The sequence below is a fragment of the Streptomyces sp. NPDC017246 genome (genome assembly GCF_044331325.1).
GTDB lineage: Bacteria > Actinomycetota > Actinomycetes > Streptomycetales > Streptomycetaceae > Streptomyces.
The window spans coordinates 438,870-459,308 of record NZ_JBIRMW010000003.1 but is presented as its reverse complement, the minus strand read 5'-3'; the positions used below and the strand labels follow the sequence as shown (position 1 = coordinate 459,308).

At 70.3% G+C, this 20,439-nt stretch carries 17 protein-coding genes and 1 pseudogene; 8 read left to right on the top strand and 10 right to left on the bottom strand.

Annotated elements, in window-relative coordinates; translation table 11 throughout:
- Nucleotides 1-87: 87 nt before the first annotated feature.
- From ACH4MY_RS10450 to ACH4MY_RS10435, 4 genes and pseudogenes are all read left to right on the top strand, one after another.
- Complete coding sequence (locus tag ACH4MY_RS10450; protein ID WP_398000344.1) at nt 88-1,038, top strand: LysR family transcriptional regulator; 951 nt, start codon at nt 88-90, stop codon at nt 1,036-1,038.
- 261 nt (nt 1,039-1,299) lie between these two features.
- Nucleotides 1,300-2,034: a translation initiation factor IF-2 gene (locus tag ACH4MY_RS10445; protein WP_398000341.1), complete on the top strand. Its 735-nt coding sequence runs from the start codon at nt 1,300-1,302 to the stop codon at nt 2,032-2,034.
- A gap of 81 nt (nt 2,035-2,115) precedes the next feature.
- Nucleotides 2,116-2,742 (top strand): annotated as a pseudogene (locus ACH4MY_RS10440) (MSMEG_1061 family FMN-dependent PPOX-type flavoprotein); the annotation flags it as partial.
- Between the two features lie 404 nt (nt 2,743-3,146).
- Nucleotides 3,147-3,746 (top strand): hypothetical protein, encoded by a 600-nt coding sequence (locus tag ACH4MY_RS10435; RefSeq protein WP_398000338.1) that lies wholly within the window; start codon nt 3,147-3,149, stop codon nt 3,744-3,746.
- An 868-nt stretch (nt 3,747-4,614) separates the two neighbouring features.
- On the opposite strand, the gene ACH4MY_RS10430 is transcribed toward ACH4MY_RS10435, so the two are convergent.
- Nucleotides 4,615-5,160 carry an EF-hand domain-containing protein gene (locus tag ACH4MY_RS10430; protein ID WP_398000336.1) on the bottom strand — a complete coding sequence of 182 codons (546 nt, stop codon included), beginning with the start codon at nt 5,158-5,160 and terminating at the stop codon, nt 4,615-4,617.
- A 438-nt stretch (nt 5,161-5,598) separates the two neighbouring features.
- Here ACH4MY_RS10430 and ACH4MY_RS10425 point away from each other — a divergent pair, with 438 nt between their 5' ends.
- The gene (locus ACH4MY_RS10425; RefSeq protein WP_398000333.1) at nt 5,599-6,243 is read left to right on the top strand and encodes a uracil-DNA glycosylase; all 645 of its coding nucleotides are present in this window, start codon (nt 5,599-5,601) and stop codon (nt 6,241-6,243) included.
- Between the two features lie 598 nt (nt 6,244-6,841).
- On the opposite strand, the gene ligA is transcribed toward ACH4MY_RS10425, so the two are convergent.
- Both ligA and ACH4MY_RS10415 read right to left on the bottom strand, forming a co-directional pair.
- Nucleotides 6,842-8,962: an NAD-dependent DNA ligase LigA gene (gene ligA, locus ACH4MY_RS10420; protein ID WP_398000330.1), complete on the bottom strand. Its 2,121-nt coding sequence runs from the start codon at nt 8,960-8,962 to the stop codon at nt 6,842-6,844.
- A 134-nt stretch (nt 8,963-9,096) separates the two neighbouring features.
- On the bottom strand, nt 9,097-9,621 hold the full coding sequence (locus ACH4MY_RS10415; protein ID WP_398000591.1) for a GNAT family N-acetyltransferase: 525 nt from the start codon (nt 9,619-9,621) through the stop codon (nt 9,097-9,099).
- Nucleotides 9,622-10,504: 883 nt separating this feature from the next.
- Here ACH4MY_RS10415 and ACH4MY_RS10410 point away from each other — a divergent pair.
- A complete protein-coding gene (locus tag ACH4MY_RS10410; protein ID WP_398000327.1) occupies nt 10,505-10,822 on the top strand; it encodes a hypothetical protein in 318 nt (105 codons plus the stop codon).
- Nucleotides 10,823-10,999: 177 nt separating this feature from the next.
- On the opposite strand, the gene ACH4MY_RS10405 is transcribed toward ACH4MY_RS10410, so the two are convergent.
- The 4 genes from ACH4MY_RS10405 to ACH4MY_RS10390 form a co-directional block, all read right to left on the bottom strand.
- Entirely contained in the window at nt 11,000-11,437 is a 438-nt protein-coding gene (locus tag ACH4MY_RS10405) for a VOC family protein (protein WP_398000325.1), read from the bottom strand.
- A gap of 88 nt (nt 11,438-11,525) precedes the next feature.
- Nucleotides 11,526-12,641, bottom strand: a complete 1,116-nt coding sequence (locus ACH4MY_RS10400; protein WP_398000323.1) for a hypothetical protein — start codon at nt 12,639-12,641, stop codon at nt 11,526-11,528.
- A gap of 970 nt (nt 12,642-13,611) precedes the next feature.
- Nucleotides 13,612-15,048 carry a carotenoid oxygenase family protein gene (locus ACH4MY_RS10395; protein WP_398000320.1) on the bottom strand — a complete coding sequence of 479 codons (1,437 nt, stop codon included), beginning with the start codon at nt 15,046-15,048 and terminating at the stop codon, nt 13,612-13,614.
- Between the two features lie 251 nt (nt 15,049-15,299).
- On the bottom strand, nt 15,300-16,322 hold the full coding sequence (locus ACH4MY_RS10390; protein ID WP_398000318.1) for a metallophosphoesterase family protein: 1,023 nt from the start codon (nt 16,320-16,322) through the stop codon (nt 15,300-15,302).
- Nucleotides 16,323-16,564: 242 nt separating this feature from the next.
- On the opposite strand from ACH4MY_RS10390, the gene ACH4MY_RS10385 reads away from it, so the two are divergent.
- The gene (locus tag ACH4MY_RS10385) at nt 16,565-17,113 is read left to right on the top strand and encodes a GNAT family N-acetyltransferase (protein ID WP_398000315.1); all 549 of its coding nucleotides are present in this window, start codon (nt 16,565-16,567) and stop codon (nt 17,111-17,113) included.
- 6 nt (nt 17,114-17,119) lie between these two features.
- Here ACH4MY_RS10385 and ACH4MY_RS10380 read toward each other — a convergent pair whose 3' ends face one another.
- From ACH4MY_RS10380 to ACH4MY_RS10370, 3 genes are all read right to left on the bottom strand, one after another.
- Complete coding sequence (locus tag ACH4MY_RS10380; protein WP_398000588.1) at nt 17,120-17,857, bottom strand: MFS transporter; 738 nt, start codon at nt 17,855-17,857, stop codon at nt 17,120-17,122.
- Nucleotides 17,782-18,360, bottom strand: a complete 579-nt coding sequence (locus ACH4MY_RS10375; protein ID WP_398000312.1) for a hypothetical protein — start codon at nt 18,358-18,360, stop codon at nt 17,782-17,784. Before ACH4MY_RS10375 ends, ACH4MY_RS10380 begins: the two co-directional genes overlap by 76 nt.
- A gap of 246 nt (nt 18,361-18,606) precedes the next feature.
- Nucleotides 18,607-19,467, bottom strand: coding sequence for a C45 family autoproteolytic acyltransferase/hydolase (locus tag ACH4MY_RS10370; protein ID WP_398000309.1), 861 nt, complete (start codon nt 19,465-19,467; stop codon nt 18,607-18,609).
- Between the two features lie 9 nt (nt 19,468-19,476).
- On the opposite strand from ACH4MY_RS10370, the gene ACH4MY_RS10365 reads away from it, so the two are divergent.
- Complete coding sequence (locus ACH4MY_RS10365) at nt 19,477-20,361, top strand: LacI family DNA-binding transcriptional regulator (RefSeq protein ID WP_398000307.1); 885 nt, start codon at nt 19,477-19,479, stop codon at nt 20,359-20,361.
- The last annotated feature ends 78 nt before the right edge of the window (nt 20,362-20,439 follow it).

Here is a 20,439-nt window from a genome sequence, read left to right as displayed (position 1 = left end):
GGAGGATGCAACCTCGTCCGCCACCCGGTGATCCAACAACGGGCGGGACCGCACGACAACCATTGGTTGTCACCTATGGTGGAGGGCGTGGATCTGGACATGGCGCAGGTGCGTGCCTTCGTACACGCCGCCCAGGAAATGCATTTCGGCCGGGCGGCCGGGGAACTGGGCATCACTCAGCAGGCCCTGTCCAAACGGATCGGGCGGCTGGAATCACTGGTCGGTACGGCGCTGTTCGAGCGCCTCGGCCACGGAGTGGGTCTCACGGAGGCAGGGCGGTGCTTCCTCGCACCGGCCCGGCGCGCACTGGCCGCCTCCGACGACGCGGTGGCCACGATCGTCAGCGAGGACCGCCCGTTGCGCGTCGACGTGTGGGGTCATCTCTACGCGCCGACACGGACGCTGCTCCAAGTCGCCGCACGGGCCGAGGAACTCGAGCTGGAACTGGGCCACGGGCGGGATCTGCCCGGGGTGACAACCGCTCTTCTGCGGGGCGACGTCGACGTGGCCTTCGGCCGGGTCCACCCGCCCCTGCCCACCGGCCTCGCGCACCGCCTCGTCCGTCTCGAACCGGTCGACGCCGTCCTGAGTACGGACCATCCGCTCGCGGCCGAGGCGGCGCTCACACCGGAGCAGCTGCGCGACAGCGTGCTGTGGGCACCCGGGGCGCTGGACCGGCTCGACTTCCTTCGCCAGTTCGCCGACCGTTTCGGCATCCGCGAAAGGGCCGGCAGCGTCAACCTGGGGCTTGATCACTTCCTCGCCGAGGTCGTACAGGACCCGCGCCGCTTCTCGCTGCTCCCCGCCGACCTTCCCCCGCCGGACGTCCCCGGGCTGCGGACCGTCCCGCTGGTCGATCCCACACCCCTGTACGCCTGGTCACTGCTGTGGCGCACCGGAAGCACCCACCCGGGGCTGAGCACCCTCGCCGCCGCCTGCGCCGGCGAAGCGGGGCGGAGCCGCTGGCTGGAGTACGACCCGACCCGCGACTGGCTCCCCGAGCTGCCCGCCGACCGCCCCGACGCGCAAACCGGATGACGCCGATACCTCTGCCGGTGCGGCAACGCCGGCCCCGAGGGGCTATCGGGCACGCACGACGACGCCCCTCTCGTACGACCTCTCGGACAGCCTCTCGTACGACGTCGTTCGAGCCGGCCGAGCAGTGCTGCCGCGACACCGAGTACGCGCCGCAGGAAGCGGACGGCACCTTCGCGGACATCGCGGCTGAGTACGATCGCCTACGCCGGTCTGAGTACACGCGCGATTGCCCGCCACGCCAGGCGCCGGAAGGGTGGGCCCATGCGCCGACTGCTGCTGCTCGCCACGCTGTTGCTGTGCACCACCAGCTGCGGAGTGCTGCAGTCATCCGAGGACGAGGCCACGGACGCCGCCCGGGAGGTGGCCAGGAAAGCGGGCGAGCGGCTCTACAGCCAGCGCCCCCGCACGGCCGAGGAGGTCGGGCGCTCCGCCTCCGACCTCGACGGGGTGGAGGTGATGTTGGTGACGGGCACCTCGACACACGATGGAGACGGTGTCGACGTCGTCGTCCGCGCCTCCAGCTTGGCGTACAGGGGTTGGCTCGCGCCTGAGGAGGTCTCCGTTCGGCGCTGTTTCGAGGTGTGGGTGTCGCCCGAATCGGAGTGGAGTGAGGTTCCCGATGACGTGGGCTGCCCGGCGGGTCCCGCGCTGACCTTCACCCCGCCACCCGAAGCGCCCCGGCTGCCGTTCGAGGAGCTCCGCGCGGAACTTCCCCGGGTGCCGAAGGGCGACCGGGCCGACGAGTCCGAGGTGCGCCGTACGCTCGCCGCCCTGGACCTGGATCCGGCGATCCGTACCGAGGTGAAGGCGGAGGGCCGCCGGGTAGGCGTTCTCCTCGCGGTCAAGGGCAACGGCTTCGACCCACAGGACTGCCTCCTTGCCCGCGTGAGCCCCGGCGCCACCGAGGTGTGGTCGCCGCCCCGGATCCAGCGGATGCCCGGCAAGGGCGGCTGCACCGTCGAAAGCGCCCTGGACCCACTGCCACCACCGCACTGACCGAGCGTCTGGCCCGGCCCCCGACACATAGCCCTCCACCGGCCAAATTCGTTCGCAGGTAGGCTCGTTAGGGTCGGAGGCATGACGACGACAACGCTTGCCGGCAGCGCCTTCGACCTGCTCCGTCTCGACGCCCTGCAGGACCAAGAGTCGCTGCGCCGGGCGTACGCACTCCCCAGCGACGCGTCCGTGCGCAAGCAGATGACCGAACTCACGGATCAGACGCGCCAGTTGATCGGCTGCTCCTCGCTGGTCCTGGTCGCCAGCGCGGACGGCGAGGGCAACTGCGACGTCTCTCCGCGCGGCGGCCCCGCGGGGTTCGTCTCCGTCCTGGACGCACGGACGCTCGCGATACCGAACGCGACCGGCAACAAGCGGCTGGACAGCATGCAGAACATCATCGCGACCGGGCGGGCCGGGCTGCTGTTCGTCATCCCCGGGCGGCCCACCACCCTGCGGGTGAACGGCCGGGCCTGCGTCTCCACCCGCCCGGAGCTGCTGTCGCAGCTGACCGCCGTGGGTAAGCCGCCGGCCAGTGCGTTGGTCCTGGGGATCGAGGAGGTCTACCCGCACTGCCCCAAGGCGCTGCTGCGCAGCGGGGCCTGGAAGCCGGAGCAGTGGCTGCCGCCAGGCGCCCAGCCGACCTCCGCCGAGGTGACGCTGGCCCAACCATCCCCCACGGAGAGTGCCCCGAGTGCCGTCGTACGGCATCACTCTCTCCTTCAAGTATGGTCACGCCTCCTCGAGATGCGCGAGTCGAGCAATCGTGCCTTGCCCACCCTTGCTCACGCACCGCCACGCACGCCCGCTTCACGATCCTGGGGTCCGCGAGCTCCGCCCGGCTGGCAATCAAGTTTGTGGTGGCGCCAGTTGATCTACGCGGGAACGCATCCGGCAGAGGCGTGCATCATCGATCGTCGATCGTCGAGAATCCATTGATGGTTCGGGCTCGCCGTCGCCACGGGCCGACCGCGGGGCGAGGGCCGACGGTGGGTCACCCGTCTCTACCTCGGCGGCCGTCTCGCCTGCCTCGCGAACCACTTCCCGCACCGGCTCCCGGTCCCGTCTCCCGCACCGCCCCCAGGGCAGGCCGCCCCCTACTATCGGCGTCCATGGGGACGTTCATCGACGGATTGATCGAGGCGCGTACGGCGGGCGGGGCATGGGAGATGAAGGTCACTCTGTTCGACTTCGACCTCGGCAAGGCGCGGGACGCCAGCGAGTGCCTGTTCGGCTGCGGCGGAGCCCTCGGAGTGGAGCGGCCGGTGTTCGATCAGCGGGGATGGCCGGAGGACTCCTGCGACGAGGTACCCAAGGCGTACGACGAGCTGAACCACAGCCACTCGTACGCGACGTGGGCCGAGATCGTGGCGCTCGACTGGGACGCACCGCTCTGCAGCAGGCCCGACGGGAACCGTCTGGGCGAGTGGCGACCGGGGCCGGATGGCGAACTCGTCCTGAACGGCGTGCCCTGGGCACCGATCGAGGTACTCGACGCGGCGGAGGAGCTCTTCGGCGAGGACCTGTTCCCGTTCGAGTGGCCGTCGGGTGGCGAGGTCCATCTGAACGGCGCCGTGTACCGTCCGGTGGTCTTCACGGCCAGGATGTTCGTTCCGCCGGAAGGCGATTGGGCCCCGGTGTGGGCATCGATGCGCGCCCTGGCCGCCGAGCACGGCGACGAGCACGTACGCATGGTGGTCTGGTTCAGCTGAGCCGGAAGATCCGAAGAACTCGCGCCGGCCGGTAACGAGCCAGCCCTGCACGCACGGAACTACGACCGGCGTACCAGGCCAGGCGATGCCGTGCCTCGTCGTGCGGGCGGCCTTCCCCGTCGCGGGCGAGGTGGATCCGGTCGTCTCCGTCGGCGTGGGACCGCTGCGGCAGTCACGTACACATCGACGACGGCCATCAGTCTCACAGCCGCGCCCGAGGCGGGTGCCACGGTCAAGAGGCGTCAATGCAGTGAAGGTGGATGGGAGCAGCCCGAAAAAGCAGACCCGTACTGGGGTGGCTGGACCAGCACGACCACGGTCGAGCACCCCGGCCTTGCTTGGACCGAGGTCCAATAGACCCCACCTCGCACCGTCTCCTCAGGCCGGTGGGCCCATGCGCGCGCGAGCATCGGATGGTCCGTCCATTCGTCGGTTCGGTCCCCAGCGGGTGCGGTCCGGGGCACACCGCACGAGCTCCGGGCCGGCGTGCCCCCTCGCCGGCCGTCCCTGATCCTCACGCATATGCCGACGACTGATTCACGCACGCCTCTGGTGCGTCCGCACAGCGCGGTGGCAGGGTGAAGGCACGCGGTTCGGCATCACCGAAACCGCACCGGCCCCGCCCCGCGCCGCTCTCGCGTGGGCGGGCCCGCGCCTCCCTCCCGGCTCCCCACGGGAGGCTTCAGGCGCGCCATGACGACGGTCCCCCGAGGTGCCCCCTCCCCTCTAGTAGCCGTGTTCCAGCCGGCCCAGCCCGGACTCTGCCCCACGCGGAGCGATATCCTCCCGGGGGATGTGCTGCCGATCGCTTCTCCCTCCGCCGGCCGGCCGCAGCCCTCAGGGCGACGCCGAGTTCAGGCACTCGGCGTCAGGCGCGAGTCGGGACAGGGCCGCAGAGCTGGTTGCCGGGCTCGGCCGGGTCGTCGCTGATCCAGAACTGGATCCACAGGTCGGTGAACTCGGGGCGGCTGAGGTAACCGTCCCGGTCCCCGTCGAGATGGTCGAAGACGTCGGCGACGTCGACTCTCTCGCCGTGCCACGTATCGACCAGCTGCCGGTGCTCGGCGGGAGAGATACGACCGTCGCCGTTCTCGTCGACGGCGTCGAAGATGGTCTCGGCGGTCGCGGCGACGACCTCACGCATCGCGGGCAGCCGGTCCACCATGGCGAGGATCTCGTCCAGGTCGACCTTGCCGTCGTTGTTCGTGTCCACGTGGGCCGCGAGGTGGTCCCACCAGCCGAGTACGACCGTGTCCACGCGTGCGGCCAGCTCGGATCCCGGTGACACACGAGGCAGAGCCTTCCAGCGTTCCGCGAGGGCCTGGAAGTCGCGCTGGTCGAGATAGCCGTTGTCGTCGACGTCGAACGCGCGGAACATGTTGACGAGCTTGTCGCGCTGGAACTCACTTGCCACGATGGGCCTTCCTTTCGAGGTCCCCCCTTCTGTCGGGGTCCCCCGCGATCCTGCCCATGAGCGGTCGTACCCCAACGGCGCCTGGTCGCACGGAAGGGCGTGCCCGACTCCCGGCTCATACACCCGTGCCTCGCGCGCCCCGTTTGACGGCCCGGGTTCACCCGTAGGGGTATCCCACAACCCGATCCGGGCCGGCACATGGCGCCCTTCAGGAAATGGTGAGCGAGGGGGACACCCCTTGCCGCACCCCATCGGTCACGCAGATGTCCGACAGGCGGTCAGCGCACCGTCGCCTGCTCCACCCGAGAAGCCTCGGGGGATGTCGTGGCACGTTTGCGCGCAATCCCTTGTCACAGCGACCGTACTCATCGCCCGCGGACGCGGATCGGCGGCCCGGTAGGGTCCACGGCGATGGTGCCGAGCGGTGTGGGAGTGAGCATGGCAGGACGGATGCGGGAAGAGGCGTTCCGGCTGGAGCAGGAGCAGGAGCGTTATGCCCCTCATGTCCGTCCGATCAATGAGCTGGTCGACGCGCTGCGCGGGCAGGACGGGCGTGGCTGGATGCCGTATGTCGCACCTTGGCACGGTGGTGTGGAGGCTCGCGTGCTGTCCGTTCTGCGGGACCCCGGCCCCAAGACGCAGGAGGGTGTCGGGTCCGGATTCCTCTGCGTCGAGAACGACGATCCGACGGCCGAGCTCCAGGCCCTGATCTTCGAGGGGGCGGGGGTCGCGCCACAGGACGTCACTCCCTGGAATGCCTACCCCTGGTACATCAACCGCCTGCCCAAGGCGGCCGAGCTCCAGGCCGGTGTCGAGGTCCTGAGGCAGTTGCTGAGGTTGATGCCGAGGACCGAAGTGGTACTTCTCCAGGGCGGCCAAGCCCAGAGCGTGTGGCGCCGCCTGCTCAAAACACACCCCGGAGCTGTCCGCGACCGGACCCTGGAGGTGATCAGCACCTACCACCCTGGACGACAGGCGCTCTTCGTGGGAGACCGGGAGGAACGCGTGCGCCGTGCCCAACACAGAATCGACTCCTACCAGAACGTCGGTGACGTGCTCCGCAGATCGAACCGGCAGTTGTGAAGTTCCGCCGCGCCGCCACAGGCCAGGCCATCACCAGTACGGCCCTGGCTGCGTCACGCTCGGCTCCGGACGATCGCCGCATCAGCAGGCCCGGGCCCGGCGGACAGGACGTCCGTCGGGCCCGTCGGTGAGCCATGAGCCGTCGCCCAGGGGCTTCATTTCGTACGGGCTGGTCGCCTCGACGGCGATCTCGTCGCCGACCGCGCCCGTTCGGACGTCGACCAGGTGGTGGCGGAACCACTGCTCCCCGCCCTGACTCGCACCACCCAGGACGACGCCTGGCAGACGAGGACCGCCCCGCTGTCTGCGTCGTACACGACCCACTGGTCGACCCCGCTTCCCCGTCGCGCCGTCACGTCCGGCCGATAGACCCACACGGCCCGGCCGTCCAAGGACAGCGCACATCCGGGCCGGTGGCCGTAACGCTCGTCGGAGTACGACTCGAAGGCCGCCGACCACAGCAGGCGCAGCACCAGGACGACCGTGTGGACTCTGGGGCGATGACGGGGATGACCTTCGTGTGGAGCTGTGATCCGCGTGGGAGCCGCACTGGACAGCACCACACAGCGGGCCGCCTGTCCCCCGCCGCGCGTACCCATCAGGGCAGATAGTCGGCGACCCGCTCGGCGAAGGCCTCCGGTGTCAGGACCTCCACGCCGAGTTCGGCGGCCTTGACCGCCTTCGAGCTCGGCTTGCCGTTCGCGGACGGTGCCGCGACGAGGATGGACGTCTTGGCGCTGACACTGCTGCCCGCGCGCCCGCCGGCCTTCTCGATCAGGGCGTTCATCTCGGACCGGCCCAGGCCCTCCAGCGGACCGGCCATCTTGCCGGTGACCACGACGACCTGGCCGTCCAGCGGTCCTCCGCCCTGCGCCGCCGACGGATCCACGGGCTCGACCATGTTCACGCCGGCCGCGATGAGTTTGTCGATGACGGCGGCCAGCGCGGCAACCTGCTCGACGATGACCGGTGCCTTCTCCGGGCCGATCCCCTCCACGTCCTGCACCTCGGCCACGTCGGCCGCACGGATCGCGTCCATCGTGCCGAAGTGGCGGGCGATACGGCGTGACATGCTGCGCCCGGTGCCGAGCACTCCCAGCGCGCAGAACACCCGGTTGAGGGGGCGGGCCTTGGCGGCCGCGATCTGCTCGGCGAGCTTGACCGCCCGCTTGGAACTGCCGGCGGCCGTGGTGAGCTGGTCGACGGTCAGGGTGAAGAGGTCCGCGACGTCGGTGACGTCGCCCGACTCGACGAGGGCCGCCACGTACGTCTTGCCCAGGCCGTCGATGTCGAGCATCTCGCGCCCTGCGGCGTACTCGATCAGCGCCGGGAGCGCGCACGCGGTGCCCTTCGCGCAGCGCCAGCGCTCCTGGGACTTGTTGATGTCCCCTCCGCAGTTGGGGCAGGCCTCGGGCAGCGGAACCTCCTGCGCTCCGGCCGGGCGGAGCTGGACCACGGCCGCCTGGACGCGGGGGATGATGTCGCCTGCCTTGTACACCGTCACGGTGTCACCGAGGTGGAGGTCCCTGCGGCGGATGTCGGCGGGGTTGTGCAGGGTGGCCCGGGTGACGGTGGACCCGTCGATCTCGACCGGGGTGAGGATCGCGGTCGGAGCGAGGACCCCGGTACGGCCGACCTCCCAGACGACCTCCTGAAGCACGGTCTGCCGCTCGACGGCGGGCAGCTTGACCGCGATGGCCCAGTGCGGGAAGCGGGTGCCGAAACCGGCCGACTGCTGCTCGGCGGTGTCGTTCAGCTTGACCACCACGCCGTCGATGCCGACGGGGAGCTCCGCGCGCATCGCGGCGACCGCGTCGATCCTCTCCTGTGCCGCGGCGAGGTCGGCGACGACGTGCAGGCCGGCGGGAGAGGCCGCGGTCGTCTGCACGCCGGCCTCAGCCACTGCGGCCAGTGTCTCGGCGTGCGTCGCACCGGCGGGCAGAAACGGTTCCTCTTCCGTCCCTCCAACCCGCTGCCCGTCCAACTGCCCGTCCAGGGCTCGGTTCAGCTCGACCGCTCCGTAGGCCCAGAACGTCATCCGGAGCCGGTACGGCCGGTCTTTCGCCCGGAGCGTGCCCGCCGTACCGTTGCGGGGGTTGACGAAGACCTGCGCCCCATGGGCGGTGCGAACCTCGTTCGCCGTCTCGAACTGTTCCTGGGTGAAGGCGACCTCACCACGGACCTCGAAGGTCACCGCCTTCGCGAGCTGCTCGGGCAGCCCGTCGATCTGGCCGATGACGTGGCTGACGTCCTCGCCGTGACTGCCGTCGCCACGGGTGATGACCTGCACCAGACGGCCGGCCCGGTACCGGGCGGCGACGGCGGCACCGTCGATCTTCGGCTCGACCGTGAAACCGCCCTCGGGGGCACAGCCCAGACGGCGCTGCACGGAAGCTCCCCACGCCACCAGCCCCTCGGCGTCGAAGACGTTGTCCAGGCTCAGCAACCGGGTGGTGTGCGCGACTTCGCCGACCGGAGCGGCACCGTCGGCGACCAGACCGGTGGGCGAATCCGGGGACACATCGGCGGGGTTGTCTTCCTCCCAGGCCAGTACAGCCAGCCGGAGCCGGTCGTACGAGGTGTCGTCCAGGGCGCTGTCGCCGTCGTCGTAGTACGACTGCGAGGCCTCGCGCAGGCGCCGGAGGGCGGCCTCGTACTCGGCGTGGCTGGACAGATCGGGCATGCTCGACAGCGCCTCTTCGGCGGGAAGAATCGTCATGAGGAGATCCTCTCGCGAGGGTCTGACATTGGCCCGCAGCCGCGAACTGGCGACGACCTCGGTCGCCCAAGGGCCGACTTCTACGCGGAGATCACCGGCTCGACTTGCAGGTGGGGGCTCAGCTGCTCCAGGGGTCAGGCGCCGCGACTGTCCCTCGGCTCCATGCCCGCAGCATCCGGGCCATCCAACCGCCCCAGCCGAAGGTCAGGAGGTAGGCACGCACGCGTGACTGCAGCCCACCGACCGCGGCCGCGAAGGAGCATCACCACCAAGACGAGACCGAACCATGCCGCGGCCGCTCCACCGATGATCAGGCCCCACCGGGCGCCGCCGAAAGCAGCGAACAATGCCACTGTGACGGCCGTTATGGCGAGCCCAAAATGGGCACCGCCGATATCCACCCATAGAAGCGGGAACCCTGCCCGCTGCGTGACTGCGGCCGATGCGGGATTTTCGGGATCAACCTGGATCACCACCTCCGCCCCGCCCTCACTCGCCGCGTGCATGGACGCCAGCAGGAACGCACCGTTCGCCAGGCCGCGCCCCCGCCAGGACGGATAGAGGCCGTAGGCGAGATTCACCCGGCCTGGCGCCAGACCTTCTCCTGCGAAACGCAGATCGATCGTGCCCGCAAGCACCTCGCCAGCACCCTCCCGGATGCCGAACGCCCGGAGTGGACCGGCGGTGCCCCACTGCTCCAGGCAGTGCCGGAAGAAAGCGGCAACCCCCTGTCAGTGGGCGGACCTAGCCTTGCGGTGCAAGCAGATCTCAAGGGGGGAAACGCGGTGTTGACGTTGGACGAGGCAGTGGTCCAGCTTGACGACAGGGCCTCGGCGAAGCGCCGTGCGGCTGCGAAGCGACTGCGCGGACTCGCCGCCCCGTCTGCCGGCCCGTCGCTGCTGCGGGCCCTCCAGCGCGAGGTGCGCGATCGACGGACGTGGGAAACCCAGTACCAGATGGTCATGGCTCTCGGAGCATGCGATCACCGGCCGGCAGTCCCGTTTCTGAGCGATCTGGCTCAGCAGCCCCGGGACGCGACGTCGTTGCACGACGCCCTCGGCGACTCGATCGTGCGTCTGCGCTGCGCCGAAGAGGGAACCTCTGCCCCTGTGCGATGGTGTCTGGACAGCGGGACACCGGAGCTTGCCGACGGGGCCCTCCGAGCTGTCGCCATGCTGCGCTTGGTGCCCGAGCCGGCAACCGTCGACTACATCCTCGACTTTCTCGCACCGTTGGATTCTTACGATGGACTGCGCTTCTGGGCAGCAGCGGCCGCAGCCGGATGGCCGGGTGCGCGGGTCCGCGCGTTCTTGGAGTGCTGCGCGGCAGGCCCACGGGCGGACGTCGCTGATGCAGCGGTCGTATCGCTGGAAGGCACGTACCGGACCTATCGCCCGTTCTAGGGCCCTGGTGGGTCGTATGAGGTGGCTCTTCCGTAGCCTGGTGCGTCCGAACGAGGGGGATCACTTGTCGCGGTATACAGCTGAAGCTGAAGCGGGGATGAAAGGGATCACGTTCCCCGCTTGGCACGGAAGTCACTATGTGACCCTCGCTGAGCTGCTGGTCCGGCTCGGCAGCTTCGGTCTGGAGCTGCGTTGGCGTGTCGAGTGTGACGAGAAGTGGGACCTCACCGCGGAGTTGGAGCGCCGTTCCGCGGGCGACGGCATGGACACCCTGACGCTGCTTTCGCTGACCGCTCCCGGCATCCAGCTGATCGACGCCGAGGCCTGCGGGTTCGCGGAAGGCGTGCTGGTCGTGGTCCTGACCGAATTCGACAGTTCCTTGTGGGACGTCAGGGCTGCCGACGAGCGCGTGCTCAGCGGACTTCGGGTTCACTACCCGGGGGTCAGGGACCTCTGAGCGGGGCCGTCACCCGCTACGGAGCCGAAGGCGGGGGCAGACAGCCGCGTCGACCACCCTGCATGAGATCTGGGACGGTGCGTCTCGATCCGGCACTCGGCGTCCCTTAGGCTTCGGCCGCGCTCAGAATCCGATGCCACATAACACCCACTGGCGGTCATGCGACCCGATCAGCCGTCAGTTCTTCTTCAGCTCCTCCGCGAGCATCACCAGGATGCCGCTGGGACCGCGGACGTACGTGAGCTTGTAGACGTCCTCATAGGTCGCCACACCGCGCAGCGGATGGCATCCGTGCTTCGCGGCTGTCTCCAGGGCTTTGTCGATGTCGTCGACCGAGAAGGCGACGCGATGCATGCCGATCTCGTTGGGACGGGTGGGGTTCGTCTCGATCGCTTCGGGGTGGATGTACTCGAATAGCTCAAGGCGGCCTTGACCGTCCGGTGTCTGGAGCATCGCGATCTTGGCGTGGTTGCCATCGAGGCCGACGGCCGTGTCGGTCCAGTCACCGCTGACCGTGTCACGGCCGAGGACCGTGAGACCGAGGTCGGTGAAGAAGGAGAGGGCTGCTTCGAGGTCGCGAACAGCGATGCCGACGTTCTCAAGTTTGATGGCCATGCACTGCATGCTACCGAGCCGGGCAAAACGGGCGCTTCCGGCATGGGCGTAGCCGACTACTCCCTTGGCTCTCCGATCGGAATCGAGGCTAGTGACCGATCCCGTGGGTCATCGCCGCAGTCGGGGAAGGTGCGACGCCCGACAGCTTCGCCGCGGTGCCCCGGGCGAGCTCGAAGGCCGCCACCGGGTCTCCGTTCCTGCGCCAGGGCTCGGCCCCGCACCACGGGCCGATCAGGCGGAACTGCTCCAGCGCGGCCGCGTACATTTTCGCGCGCAGCATGTGGTGCGCCAGCAGATGCCGCAGTACGGGCAGGTGCTCGTTGTCGGGGGCGACCGCGGCGAGTGAAGCGGCGACCGCGTCCAGGCGCTTCCTCGCCGCGCGTGTGACGGGCTGCGCCAAGCTGTCGGTCTGCTTGGCCAGTTCCTCCAGCGCATGCAGGTGCATTCCGGCGAGGGGACTGCCCTGCGGAGCCTTCCGGACCGCCTGCTCGGCGAACCTCATCATCAGCTTGTCGTTGCCGAACCACTTGGCACACCAGTACTGAAGAGCCTGCCAATGGCCGGAGTAGTGGTACGGGGCGCGGGAGACCAGTCCGTCCCAGAGCGGCTGGAACTGGTCGTGGTCGTACTGGGCTCCGCGGGCGGCGGTGACCATGACGACCCAGGGGCCCGGGTTCTCGGGGTCGAGCAGCGCGGCCTTCCGTGCTTCCGTGATCGCGGCCGGGAGCATGGCCTTGAAGCGGGCCATCCGCTCGCGCGGGACCTTGTTGGCGTACTCGGTCCCTCGGATCTCCCAGGCCTGGTGGACCATCAGGCCGGCGCGGACGGTCGCCGCGTCGCAGTTCTCGGGTCTTGCCGTACGCCACGCCTCCAGCCAGGCCTCGTCCTCACCGGCGACCTGCTGCAGGAGCTCGATCCTGGACCAGCGCTCGTCCCAGTCCTTGCCGGCCGCGTCGACATAGGCTTCGGCCGCGTGCCAGTCACCCTCCCACGCGGCGTCGGCCACGGCCCGCATCTCCTGGAGCCGGTACGGCGCCGGCGGCGGGCCCGGGCGTTGGGGGTCGAGGATCGCCCGGGGCACGAGACCGTAGTCGGCGGCCACGAAGTGCTCACGCACCCATCGGGTGACTCGGCGGGAGTTGAGGAAGAGTCTGAGGAGCACGATGAGGAACACGCCGAGCAAGGCGCCGAAGAAGATCGTCACGGCCGAGAATCATCCGCCATACCGTCACTCTCTGCAAGAGTTCAGGCCATAGGTGGGCCTGGCGGGCTGCCTTGGCGCGTTCGCTGTGATACGCGTATGGGTTCACACGCGCCACCTCTCCACGCGCCGGCATGTCGGGCACTCATGCTCAGCGAGCTCGTGGCGAGGTGTCCGCGCGAGCTCGCGCATCGAACCCGCAGGCCCCCCGGACGCGGTCACTTCAGCGGCCGTACATCGACTTGCAGAGCTCCCCGGCGCCCATGGGGGCCTGGATGCCCTCGGCCTGACGGCAGAGCTGGCGCATTTCGGGAACCTGGCCGCTCGACGGCTGTCGCCTCTGTTGCGGCCGAGGCTTCGTGGGCGTGTTACCGCCCACCGCGACGGGGGCCGGCTTCGCGGGCTTTCGCTGCCCCTTGGCGTTCGGGCGCCTCGTCGGTGCCGTCCGGTGGGCCGGGGGCTGCCGGGCGGCGGGCGCGCCAACAGCACGGTCCCTCTTCGCAGCTTCGGGGACGGACCGGGCCGGCGCCCTCGGTGGCGCGGTGCCCGGCGTGGGGTCGGTGACGGAGAGGTCCTCGCGCGGGGCGGCAGGGGTGAGGGCGGGCCAGGTCGGGAGCGGGGACGGAGGCCGTTCGGCGGCCGGCACGAGGTGGGCGGACCGGTCGGACGGCCGCGGGGCAGGGGCGTGAGGGACGCCTACACATCCGCCGGCCAGGAGCGCGGCGAGGAGGAGACCCGTCGTACGGAGAGGATGCACGAAGATCACGCTGCCCGAGTCGGCCCTCGGCCCGCGAGCGGCACGGGCAGGGTCCACCGTGACGAGTGAACAGGCGCTGCCGGTGGACGTCCGTGGAGCCGCGCCGTTGAGCCTCCGCCGGCGCCACCCCCGGCGCCGGGGTCCGTGACCGCTGCTCCCGAGCTCCGTAGCCGATCCTGATGCGATCCGGCCCCGGGCGTCCGCGTCCCGGGCGGTTCATCCGCTGTCGGTGGGGAGCCAGCAGCCGTGCAGGCCGAGGGGGACCCGGACCGGGATCCTGGCCCTGGCCACGGGTCCCGAAGCCGGGTCCTCGGCGGGGATGACCAGGAGCCAGCTCGTTCCGTCGGTGCGGTCCGTGGCGTACGTCAGCCAGTGGCCGTGTTCCTCGGAGTCGCTGCCCGGCTCGGGCGCGAAGACCGGCTCGCCGACTGCCAGGTTTCCGGCCGGCCAGACGCGGGTGGTGCCGGTTTCGACGTCGTAGAAGCGCAGGGCGTCGTACTCGCCGGACAGGAGATCCGCCTGTCCGGTCTCCGTGGCCAGGGCCGTGTAGCGGTGGCGGCGGCCGATGCGCCGGTCGTCGACCCGGGGGAACTCCACGCGCGAGTCGTCCAGCACCGTGCGGGTCATGCTGCCCGCCGCCGGATCGATGCGGGCCCGCACCAGACCTACGGTGACCGGCTCCGCCTCGGCCTCCGGGGCCTGGCCGACGGTCAGCCTGCTCCACTGCACGTAGTCGAGGACCACCGGGGCGTGTGCGTCGGATCCCTCGTCGTGTGCGTTCACGGTGTGCCACACCCAGAAGGCCTCGTCGGCCGCCCAGACGGGCGCTCCGCCGTCACGCGGGACCAGTACGACGCGGGTGCCGCGCTCGGGTCGCCAGGCGAGCAGCGAGCCGCCCGTCATCACCGCGTCCAGGTCGAAGAAGGCGGGGGCGAGGACGATGACCACGTAGCGGTCGGTCAGGGCCATGTCGTGGATCATCATCGGCTCGTCCATGCCGTCCACCGGCGTCGGCCCCCGGGCGACGACACCGTCGCGCGCGACGACCGACCACGTGAGGTACGGCGGTTCCAGGGCGTAGCAGAAGACGAACATCTCGCCCGAGACCGGGTCGATCTTGGGATGCGCGGTGATGCCCACGGGCAGGGCCCCGCCGAAGTCCTCGCGACCCATCGTCTCCAGGCCGTCGTCGACCCGGAAGGGGCAGGCCGACTCGGCGAGCGCCAGCAGGCGGCCGGCGTGCCGGACGACATTGATGTCGGGGAGGTCCTTGAACGTGCCGGCGAGTTCCGCTCCGACCTGGCCGGCGTCCGGCGTGATCAGCGACTCGACGCCGCCCCACAGGGCCCGGCCGGCTCGCTCCTCCGCCTTCATCGCCGGGGTGCGTACGAAGCGGTTGCGGTAGCGGGCACGGCCTTCGGACAGCCATACGCCGTGCAGCATCCCGTCGCCGTCGATGGGGTACAGGAAGGAGCCGATCGGGGTGAAGCGGGGGTTGGGGCCGTTGCGCAGGTACAGGCCGTCCAGCGTCGCCGGGATCTCGCCCGTGATCTCCAGGTCCACGACGTCGACCTCTTCGGTCACAGGCGCGAACGAGCCCAGCAGGTGGGGGACGCGGGTGGGGTCGAAACGGGGTCGTGTGTGCGTGTTCACTGGGGCCTCCCGGCTGTGCCCGGCCCGCCGGGGTTCCGGGGCAGCGGCATCGGCCACCGCGCGGGGTGCGGGCGTGCGTCACCTTCCAGTGAAACGCGATACGGGTACGTGTGCCACGCGTCCCCGTGAGACCCGAGACTGGCCCGTGTGCCGCGCGTCCCGCGTGTCCGTATCGCGTCGCGGTGGGACGCGATACGGGCACGCGTGTCACACGTCGTGGCCCGGCGCGGCGCGCCGCCGGGTCCCCGGGGTCAGATCCGTGTCGACAGGGGGACCGTGATCTGCTTCAGCCAGCTGCCGGTGGCGAAGTCGCGGGCCTTGACGACGACGCGGTCGTGGAAGACCTCGACCTGGAGGCCCTGGTTGAAGGTGCCGGGGACCGAGACCTCGCCGCCCTGGCCGTCGTCCGTGTAACCCGTCTGCACGGCACCCGTGTTGATCACGGAGAAGCCGTCGAGGTTGGCCGTGCCGGGGACGATCCGGCGGACGTACCAGTCCGAGAGGGCGAGGTCCCAGTGGGTGTGGCCGCAGAAGAGGAAGACGTCCCGGTGGCGGCCGAGGATCCCGAGCAGGCGGTCCGCCTGGAGGTAGTCGCGGGAGTACAGGCGGTTGTGACTGCCGGAGACGGTGTTGGGGAGGGGGTGGTGGGTGATGACCATGACGGGCTTGCGGCGGCGCGCCCAGTACGCGAGGCGCTGTTCCAGCCAGGTGAGTTGGGCCTCGCTGAGCCACACCTCGTCCCAGAGCTCGGGGTCGTGGAAGTGCATGTACTTCTCGGTGCCGAGGCTCAGGACCGGGATGCCGCCGAAGGAGTGCTCCGCGTAGACCGTGTTGCGGCCCGCGAAGCCGTAGAAGCTTCGGAACAGCGAGTCCTCGGTGGTGCCGTTGGGCCAGGTCTCCTGCGCCAGGGTCGACGGGTCACGCCATTTGGGGACGTAGAACTCGTGGTTGCCGATGGCCCAGGCGACCGTCCGGGCGTGGGTGTGGCGGGAGAGCTCGGCGGTGACCGCCGCGTACTCGGCGTCGTACCCGCGCGGCGTGATGTCTCCGGCGACGGCGAGGCCCGCGCTCGCGGGGTTGGTCCGGCGCATGTCCTCCAACGCCACCCCGAGGTCCCGGAGATCCCCCTGGATGTCGCTGATGACGTTGAAGGCGGCGACGGGACGGTGTCCCTGAGCGGTGTGCGTGGGGGACGCCGCACTCGCCGGTATCTGGGAGGCGGCTACCGCGCTCACCGCTCCTGTCGCGACGGTGAGCAGAGACCTGCGATCCACGAGGGGTTCCTCTCGGGCCGGCGGTGACCACCGGAGAGCGCGACGCATCCTGACGCTCCCCCTGATCAAGCCCTGCGCATACGCGTCCGGGGCCACCGCTCTCGAACTAGACCCGTTATGGATACGCAACCTGGCCGACCTGCTCCCCGCCCCCGAGTGTCTGCCGTATGAACGTATCCCTACGGGAGGGCTCGGCCTGCTCCTTCGGATCACTCCCGCGGGCGTGCGATAGGTTGCCCGCCATGACTCGACTCGGAGCTTTCGCCTGGCCACCCGCCCCGATAGTCACCGAGCGGCTCACGCTCCGCCGGTCCGAGGCACGGGACCGCGCGGCGTTCATCGAACTGTTCGCCTCGCTGGAGGTGGGTGCTTACACCGGTGGCGCTCGGCCGCGTGACGCGCTCGAACGCGCGGTGCCCGAGGTTCCCGGGCGGCGTCCCGGCCTGTTCGTGATCGATGTCGACGGAGCGATGATCGGCATGATCACGCTCGACCGGCGCGACGCGGAGCGTCCGGGACACGTGCGCCCCGATGCCGGAGAGGCCGAACTCGGTTACATGGTCCTGCCGGAGGCGTGGGGACGCGGGTACGCCGCCGAGGCCTGCGCGGCGGTCCTCGGCTGGTTCGCCGACGCGCTTCCCGGCGAGCCGGTGGTCCTCTGCACCCAGACCGCCAACGACCGCGCGATGCGCCTCGCGGCGAGACTGGGGTTCACCGAGGTGGAGCGGTTCGAGGAGTACGGCGCCGAGCAGTGGTTCGGTGTGTGGACCCCGGTCACGCCGGCCGGTTGAGCGCGGTCACACCGTAGTGGTGTCCGGCGTCCGCCGAGGTTCGCTGACCGCCGCACCGAGGCCGAGCTCCGCCGTCGGAACGCGGAACGTCTCCCTCAGCCCCCAGGCGCACAGGACGAGGACCAGCGCCGCCGCCGCGGAGTAGAGGCCGACGCCGATCGGGTTGTTGTCGTACGCGATGAACAGCGCGGTCGCGGCGGTCGCGGCGGTGCCTCCGCCCAGCGCCGCACCCGTCTGGTACGTGGCGGAGATGGACGAGTAGGGCGTGGCCGCGGGGAACTGTTCGCCGAGGAAGGCGGGTATGCAGCCCTGCGGCGCTGCCATCAACACGCTCACCAGGACGTAGGCGAGGGTCGCCAGGCCGAGGACATGGCCGTCCACCAGGGGGAAGTAGACGAAGAAGAAGCCCGCGTAGGCGAGGGTGCCGAGGATCACCACCGGCTTGCGGCCCCTCCTGTCGGAGAGCGTCGCCATGGCCGGCACGGCGAGCGTGAAGGCGATCGAGCCCGCCACCTGAAGCAGCAGCGACTCGGTGTAGCCGTAGCCGCGCTCCTCCGCGTACGTCATCGTGAAGATCGTGCCGATGTACGCCAGCGTGCTGTAGCCGAACGCCACGCCGATGGCCAACAGCATCTGGCGCGGGTGCCGCTTGACGGATTCCAGGATCGTTACGCGGGGCGCGCGTTCGGCGCGTGACTCCTCGTGCGGCATGCGGTTGCGGGCCACCACACCGACCAGGACCAGCAGGCCACCCAGCCAGAACGGCGCGCGCCAGCCCAGGCCTGGAGCTGTTCCTCCGGCAGCAGGGTGATCGCGGTGAAGACGCCTGTCCCGATGAGGCTGCCGATGCCGATTCCGGCGCTGCCGAGACGCAGCACGACGAGCATGACCGGTGCGGCGACCCCGACGGTGTCGTACGAGGGCAGGCAGCCGATGAGGAAGGTGCTCCCGCCCATGATCAGCAGCGTCAGCATGGTCCTGCGGCCGATCCGGTCGCCGAAATGACCGAACACGATGCCGCCGAGCGGGCGGGCGACGAATCCGCTGCCGAACGCTGCGAAGGCGACCAGGGTGCCCACCGAGCGGTCGAAACCGGGGAAGAAGACGGTAGGAAAGACAATCGCGGCGGCCAGGCCGTAGATGATGAAGTCGTAGAACTCCAGGCCCGTTCCGAAACCGGAGATGAAGAAGGTGCGCAGGCCTGTGGGCGCTTGGGCCTTCAGGCTGGGCCGGACGGTCTCCGTCATGGCGGGTCCTTCGGGGTGGGAGGGAGCAGCAAGGGATCGGTGGCGGGAAATCGGCGGCGGGACAGGCCGGGGAAGGGCCGGGAGGGGGCGCCGGCCACGTGTAGGTGAGTGCGCGTCGTGTCCGAAGCCCGTGGGGTCAGAGGCGCGCAGCGAACGAAACCCGTGGAGCCAGAGCCGCGCGGTGTCATAACCGCGCAGGATGCGTAGCACGTGGAATCACGACCGCCCAGGCCGAAGCGCGTGGAGTCAGAAGCGCGCGGTGCCGGCCGTCGTGGCCTCGTGGGGAGTGCCGGCCAGGTAGTCCAGTGCGCAGTCGGTCACGTCGAGACCGATCGTGAGCAGGGTCCCCCACTGCTGGTGCGGGGGCTTGTCCTCGTCGGGCCGCAGGCAGACCACGGCGTCTGCCCCGGCGCCGCCGCACAGGGCCTTCGCACGCTCTGCGGGAGCGAGCCCCGGCATCGCGGCGCGGACCTCGCGCAGATGGGCGAGCCGCTCGGTCGTGAGTGAGTCGGCCGGGCCGGTGTCCCCGGCCGCGAGACCGGCGTCGAGGAAGTGATTGGTGTGCAGGAGCCGGCCGTCCTCGCCCACCGGCACGATCGCCAGGCCTGCGGGCGAAAGCTCCAGGCTCGCCGCGGAGGACCCGGCGGTGACCAGGGTCAGCGATGTCGACGCGCTGACGCGTGCCGTCGAGGCGATCTCGAGGGCCTGGTCGAGGGTGTCGGCCTCGTCCAGGATGCGGCGGGCCACCGCGTGCACGGGTACGCCGCCGTCGGCCGAGTCGGACGCGTGGAACAGGATGTTGAAGTGCACGCCCAGCCCGGCGCTGTTGACACCGATCTTGCCCGGGGCTCCGAACTCGGTGAAGAGCTTCACGGTGCGTCCAGGGCTCGGCACCAGTTCGTGCAGGAGCGCGTCCGGGACGAGCAGGTCGTGCCAGTCCCAGGTCTGCACGGTCTGCGGCGCCGCACCTGAGGGCGCGAACACCGCCGTCGAGCACTCCCCCGTCCCGGGCACGGGGCAGGCGGCCAGGATTTCGGTACGGGCTCCGACGGCGGCCACTTTCCAGCGCTCGACACCGGCCGCGTCGGCGCCGCCGCCCGCGAGCACATCCGGACCGTGGCCGACCAGATGGGTTACGAGGCCGACGCCCTGGCCCGCGGTCTGCGGCGCTCCACCATGGGCGCGGTCGGGCTGGTACTGCGGTCGCTCGACGCCCTGGGCGACTACACGCCCGCGGGAGTGGACGTCTTCGAGCGGTTCGTCGGCGCCGCCGCCTCGCAGGCCCTGGCGAGGAACCTGAGCCTCATGCCGGTGCCCGACCTGACGCGGAAGCCGGTTCCCCCGCTCGCCTTCTCCCTGGACGGCTACATCGTCACCAACCCGCACGTCGACGACCCCGTCATCGCGCTCCTCGAGGATCGCGACATCCCTTACGTGACGTCCGGGCGTCCGCCCGGCCGCCCGGACTTCCCGCACTGGGTCTCGGAGGACGACCCCGCCTCTGGCCGCCTGATCCTGGAGCGTCTGGAGGCGGGCGGAGCCCGCACCGTCGCTCTGGTCCGCGGCACCGACCCCAAGTCCTGGAACCTCGAACATCAGGAGACATATCTGAGCTGGTGCTCCGAACACCGCGTCACACCGCGCATGTACGAGCTTCCCGAACGCGCTGGAGTCGAGGGCGGGTTGGAGCTCGCCTCCCGGATCGCGGACGACGGCGTGCCCGACGCGGTCTTCTGTCTCACGGGGAGGCACGCGGCCGGCGTACAGCGCGGGCTCATGGCGCGGGGTGTACGCGTGCCCGAGGACACCATGGTGGTCGCCGGGTCGGACTCCGAACACGCCCGCAACAGCCGGCCCGCCATCTCGGCCCTCGAACTGAACCCGGTCGAGAGCTCGGCGGCCCTCCTCGACATCCTCCAGTCGCTCATCGCCGACCGACCCGCAACCTCACCACGCCTCACCGAGGCCCGCTTCCGGCCGAGGGCCTCGACACGGCGATAGACCTAAGGCCTCTGCACGGTGACAGAGCGGGGCGGAGGCAGGACGGCGCGGGAGGGGCAGAGGCGCCAGGCCGCCGTG

Coding starts and splice junctions, on each gene's coding strand:
- ligA (WP_398000330.1), bottom strand. CDS start 8,962: ATGACGATTCTTCCCGCCGAAGAGGCGCTGTCGAGCATGCCCGATCTG.
- ACH4MY_RS10405 (WP_398000325.1), bottom strand. CDS start 11,437: ATGGCCATCAAACTTGAGAACGTCGGCATCGCTGTTCGCGACCTCGAA.
- ACH4MY_RS10385 (WP_398000315.1), top strand. CDS start 16,565: ATGACTCGACTCGGAGCTTTCGCCTGGCCACCCGCCCCGATAGTCACC.
- ACH4MY_RS10445 (WP_398000341.1), top strand. CDS start 1,300: ATGCGCCGACTGCTGCTGCTCGCCACGCTGTTGCTGTGCACCACCAGC.
- ACH4MY_RS10435 (WP_398000338.1), top strand. CDS start 3,147: ATGGGGACGTTCATCGACGGATTGATCGAGGCGCGTACGGCGGGCGGG.
- ACH4MY_RS10425 (WP_398000333.1), top strand. CDS start 5,599: ATGGCAGGACGGATGCGGGAAGAGGCGTTCCGGCTGGAGCAGGAGCAG.
- ACH4MY_RS10375 (WP_398000312.1), bottom strand. CDS start 18,360: ATGACGGAGACCGTCCGGCCCAGCCTGAAGGCCCAAGCGCCCACAGGC.